Annotated in this window: 3 protein-coding genes; all 3 read left to right on the plus strand. The window is 48.7% G+C overall.

Annotated elements, in window-relative coordinates:
• The coding region (locus BACCOPRO_RS04640; protein ID WP_008141422.1) for a glutamine synthetase III family protein at positions 1 to 1992 on the plus strand (1992 nt) is incomplete at its 5' end.
• 192 nt (positions 1993 to 2184) lie between these two features.
• The gene (locus BACCOPRO_RS04645; protein ID WP_008141423.1) at positions 2185 to 3846 is read left to right on the plus strand and encodes a putative transporter; all 1662 of its coding nucleotides are present in this window, start codon (positions 2185 to 2187) and stop codon (positions 3844 to 3846) included.
• A 12-nt stretch (positions 3847 to 3858) separates the two neighbouring features.
• A complete protein-coding gene (locus BACCOPRO_RS04650; RefSeq protein WP_008141425.1) occupies positions 3859 to 5856 on the plus strand; it encodes a fructose-bisphosphatase class III in 1998 nt (665 codons plus the stop codon).
• Positions 5857 to 5879 lie beyond the last annotated feature (23 nt).

Consider the following 5879-nt stretch of genomic DNA (forward strand, 5'->3'; position numbering starts at 1 on the left):
ATTGCCAATGAAGTCGCTGCCGGAATGAAGAAATGGGCAACCGAACTGGGAGTAACTCATTACACACACTGGTTTCAGCCGCTGACGGAAGGTACGGCAGAAAAGCATGATGCTTTCGTGGAACACGACGGCAAGGGAGGTATGCTCGAGGAATTCTCCGGAAAACTGCTCGTACAACAGGAAGCTGACGGTTCTTCTTTCCCCAACGGAGGAGTGAGAAACACTTTCGAAGCACGCGGATACAGCGCATGGGATCCTTCATCTCCTGTTTTCGTTGTGGACGATACGCTTTGCATCCCGACTGTCTTTATCGCTTATACCGGTGAAGCTCTTGACTACAAGGCTCCTCTGCTGAAATCTATCCGGGCCGTAACCAAATCAGCCCTTGACGTAATGCATTATTTCGATCCTTCCGTACGTAAAATCGTTTCTTACCTCGGTTGGGAACAGGAATACTTCCTGGTTGACGAAGGTCTGTACGCAGCCCGCCCGGACCTGCTGCTGACCGGACGTACCCTGATGGGACACGAAGCTTCAAAGAACCAGCAGCTTGAAGACCACTATTTCGGAGCAATCCCCTCCCGTGTAGCTGCTTTCATGAAAGATCTGGAAATCCAGGCACTCGAACTGGGTATTCCCGTCAAAACCCGTCACAACGAGGTTGCCCCGAATCAGTTTGAGCTGGCACCGATCTACGAAGAATGTAATCTGGCCGTTGACCACAACATGCTGATCATGTCGCTCATGCGCAAGATTGCACGTTCACACGGATTCCGCGTGTTGCTGCACGAAAAACCGTTCAAGGGCGTCAACGGATCAGGAAAACACAACAACTGGTCACTGGGTACCGATACGGGTGTCCTGCTGATGGCTCCGGGAAAAACTTCTGAAGAAAACCTGAGATTCATCACTTTCGTTGTCAACACACTGATGGCCGTTTATCACCATAACGGACTGCTGAAGGCTTCCATCATGAGCGCAACAAACACTCATCGTCTGGGAGGTCACGAAGCACCGCCCGCCATCATTTCTTCTTTCCTGGGAACCCAGCTCAGCAAAGTTCTGGACCATCTGGAAGAAAGTACGAATGATGATCTCGTTTCACTCGACGTAAAACAAGGACTCAAACTGGACATTCCGCAAATCCCGGAACTGCTGATCGACAATACCGACCGCAACCGTACTTCTCCTTTTGCATTTACCGGAAACCGCTTTGAATTCCGTGCTCCGGGATCTGAAGCAAACTGTGCAAGCGCCATGATTGCTCTGAACTCGGCCATGGCTGAGCAGCTCATCATCTTCAAACACGACGTAGATGAACTGATCGAGAAAGGCGAACCGAAAATTTCAGCGATCATCCAGGTTATCCGCCGCTACATCAAGGAATGCAAGCCTATCCGCTTCGACGGAAACGGTTATAGCGATGAATGGAAAGAAGAAGCTGCACGCCGCGGCCTTGACTGCGAAACCAGCTGCCCGCTGATCTTCGACAACTACCTGAAGCCCGAAAGCATCCGGATGTTTGAATCTACCGGAGTCATGACACGCAAGGAACTTGCTGCACGTAATGAGGTAAAATGGGAAATGTATACTAAAAAGGTACAGATTGAAGCCCGTGTACTGGGTGACCTGGTTATGAACCACATCGTTCCGGTAGCTATCGAATATCAGACCAAACTGATCGACAATGCCTATAAGACCAAAGCACTCTTCCCGGAAGAAGAAGCTGCGAAGTTGTCGGCTGAAAATATAGCAATCATCCGTGAAATTGCCAGTCACACGGCTTACATCAAGGAACAGGTGGATGCTATGGTCGAAGCCCGGAAGGTAGCCAACCGCATCACGGAAGAACGTGCCAAGGCTATCGCTTACCACGACAACATTGCTCCGATGCTGGAACACATCCGCAAACACATTGACCAGCTGGAACTGATCGTGGACGACCAGATGTGGACACTTCCCAAATATCGCGAACTGCTGTTTATCCGTTAAACAACGCAATAAGCCTGTTTATTCAAGCGCAGAATTCATGAACTCCTTGCGTCCAATGCCGCAACCGGTTCATGAAGCCTGCGCTTCTTTTATTCTCCTGCCCGTGCCTGCCTGCAAGGAAAGTCATGCCTTCACATAAAATTCGTATAAATTCACGGCCCTTAGAAATAAAAAAGTACGTATCTTTGCGGCATGGAATGGTTATACAATTTGTTTTTTGAGCAATCTGCCTTGCAGGCAGTCGTTATCCTGTCCCTTATCACAGCTGTGGGACTTGGATTGGGGAAGATCCATATATTCGGAATTTCCTTAGGCGTTACTTTCGTATTTTTCATGGGTATCCTTGCCGGACACCTCGGATTCAGTATAGACCCTCAAATGTTGACCTATGCAGAAAGTTTCGGTCTTGTGCTGTTCGTCTATGCACTGGGACTTCAGGTAGGCCCCGGATTTTTCAGTTCATTCCAACGTGGCGGATACCGGCTGAACCTGCTCAGCCTGGGAGTTATCGTACTGGGAACCGTCATGGCTGTACTGCTAAGCAGAGTAACAACTGTAGACCTGCCCGATATGGTCGGTATCCTTTGTGGAGCGACAACCAATACTCCGGCACTGGGAGCAGCCCAGCAAACCCTGAAGCAGCTGGGAGAACCCACAAGCGGAGCAGCCCTCAGTTGTGCCGTAACTTATCCGCTGGGAGTTGTCGGAGTTATTCTGGCTATTCTGGTAGTAAAGAAACTTTTTGTACGGCCTTCGGACATGGAAGACCATGAACACGATGATCCCAATCATACATACATTGCCACTTTCCAGGTACACAATCCGGCTATTTTCGACAAGAGTATCCAGGATATCGGAAAATCAGGTTATCCCAAGTTCGTCATCTCACGTGTATGGAGAGACGGAGCAGTAAGTATCCCGACCTCTGACAAGATCCTGAAGGAAAATGACCGTCTGCTGGTAATCACTACCGAGAAAGACGTTCCGGCACTCACCATTCTGTTTGGAGAACAAGAAAACCGGGACTGGAACAAGGAAGATATCGACTGGAATGCCATTGACAGCAAACTGATATCGAAACATATCGTTATTTCCCGCCCGGAAATCAACGGAAAGAAACTGGGATCCCTGCGTCTCAGAAATACATACGGTATCAACATCAGCCGTGTATTGCGTAGCGGTGTACAGTTGCTGGCTACTCCGGGACTGGTACTGCAACTGGGAGACCGGCTTACCATTGTCGGAGAAGCTGCTGCCATTCACAATGTGGAAAAGGTTCTGGGAAACACCGTCAAGACTCTGAAAGATCCTAACCTGGCATCTATCTTCATCGGTATCGTTGTCGGACTTATTGTCGGTTCCATTCCTATCGCAGTTCCCGGTATCAGCAGTCCTGTCAAACTGGGACTGGCCGGAGGCCCTATCATCATCGGTATCCTGATCGGATCATACGGACCACGCCTGCACCTGGTCACTTACACAACAAGAAGTGCCAACCTGATGTTGCGCGGTATCGGTCTCTCTCTATATCTGGCATGCCTCGGACTGGATGCAGGAAGCCATTTCTTTGAAACGGTCATGCGCCCGGAAGGAGCTTTATGGATCGGGCTGGGATTCCTTATTACCTTTGTACCTGTGGTAATCATGGCACTGGTAGCCTTGCGCCTGTGCCGCATGGATTTCGGAAGTACCTGCGGTATGCTTTGCGGAAGTATGGCAAACCCCATGGCGCTCAACTATGCCAATGATATCATCCCCAATGATAACCCGGCCGTAAGCTATGCCACCGTCTATCCTTTAGGCATGTTCACCCGCGTCATCATTGCCCAATTAATCCTGATGTTGTTCCTTTAATTATATAAAACAATGAAAATCTATAAACAGATCACACCCGAAATTATCACGCAGGATCTCCGTTATCTGGAACTGCTTTCACATAGTTTTCCGACCGTTGCAGCAGCCAGCACGGAAATCATTAATCTGGAAGCCATCCTGAACCTGCCCAAAGGAACAGAACACTATCTGGCCGACCTGCACGGAGAGTATGAAGCTTTCCAGCATGTACTGAGAAATGCTTCAGGAGCCATCAAACGCAAAGTGAACGAAATTTTCGGCAACACCCTGCGTGAAGCAGAAAAGAAAGAACTCTGCACCCTCATCTACTATCCGGCAGAAAAGCTGCAACTCATCAAGGAAACAGAAAAAGATCTGGTAGACTGGTATGTCATTACCCTGAACCAGCTGGTCAGAGTCTGCCAGAACGTATCTTCCAAATATACCCGCTCAAAAGTACGCAAGGCTTTGCCTGAAGAGTTCTCCTACATCATTCAGGAGTTGCTGCATGAAAGCAGCATGGACCCCAACAAGCAGGCCTACATCAATGTCATTATCAGCACCATCATCGATACCAACCGGGCCGATGACTTCATCATCGCTCTCTGCAACCTGATACAGCGGCTGACCATTGACATGCTTCACATTCTGGGAGATATCTTTGACCGAGGTCCCGGCCCACACATTATCATGGATACCTTGTGCCACTATCACAACTTCGATATCCAGTGGGGAAACCACGACATCCTGTGGATGGGAGCCGCTGCCGGCAATGACTGCTGCATAGCCAACCTGCTGCGTCTGGCTATGCGCTACGGAAACCTTTCTGCTCTGGAAGACGGCTACGGTATCAATTTGCTTCCTCTGGCAACATTTGCCATGGAAATCTATGCCAACGATCCATGTTCCCAGTTCGGCCCGCGCATTGACAAAGCCAACAACTCTTACAGTGACAAGACCTTACGCCTGATCGCACAAATGCACAAGGCGATCAGTGTGATCCAATTTAAACTGGAAGCCGAAATCATCCGGCGTCATCCGGAATTTGAAATGGAAGACCGGATGCTGCTCCATCACATTGACTTCGACCGCAAGGTGTTTACCCTCGATGGAAAAGATTATGTGATGAAAGATTGCAGTTTCCCAACCATTGATCCGGCCGATCCTTATAAACTTACGGAGGAAGAACAGGAAATCGTTACCAAACTCCATCACTCGTTCACCCGAAGCGAGAAGCTGCGCAAACATATGAAGTGCCTTTTCCGGTACGGATGTATGTACAATGTCTGCAACTCCAATCTGCTTTTCCATGCGTCCATGCCTCTCAACGAAGATGGTACCTTGAAAGAAATTGAAATACTGGGAAAGAAATACAAAGGAAAAGACCTGCTGAACCGGGTAGGACAACTGATCCGTACGGCCTATTTCGCAGACAACGACAACGAAGAGAAACCTTTCGCCATGGACTACATCTGGTATCTGTGGTGCGGTAAGAACTCTCCCGCATTCGATAAAAGCAAAATGGCTACTTTTGAGCGTTATTTCCTGGAAGACAAGGAAACTCATAAAGAAATCAAAGGCTGGTATTACACCCTGCGTGACCGGGAAGACGTCTGCGACATGATTATGGACGAGTTTGGTGTAGAAGGAGAACACCGTCATATTATCAACGGCCATGTTCCGGTGAAAGCCGTAAAGGGAGAAAAACCGATCAAAGCCAATGGTAAACTGATGGTCATAGACGGAGGATTCTCCAAGGCCTATCAACCGGAAACCGGTATTGCCGGTTATACATTGGTATATCACTCACGAGGCTTCCAGTTGGTACAGCACGAACCTTTCACCTCTACCCAGAAAGCCATAGAGGAAGGGCAGGACATCAAATCGACTACCCAACTGGTAGAACTGAGCAGCCAGCGCATGATGGTAAAGGATACCGACAAAGGACGGGAACTGATGATTCAGATCGAAGACTTAAAAAAACTGCTGGTAGCTTACCGGACCGGATTGATCAAAGAGAAATCACTCTAAGCAAAATGCATAAACAACAAAAC

Origin of the sequence: Phocaeicola coprophilus DSM 18228 = JCM 13818 (genome assembly GCF_000157915.1) — a bacterium.
Classification (GTDB): domain Bacteria; phylum Bacteroidota; class Bacteroidia; order Bacteroidales; family Bacteroidaceae; genus Phocaeicola; species Phocaeicola coprophilus.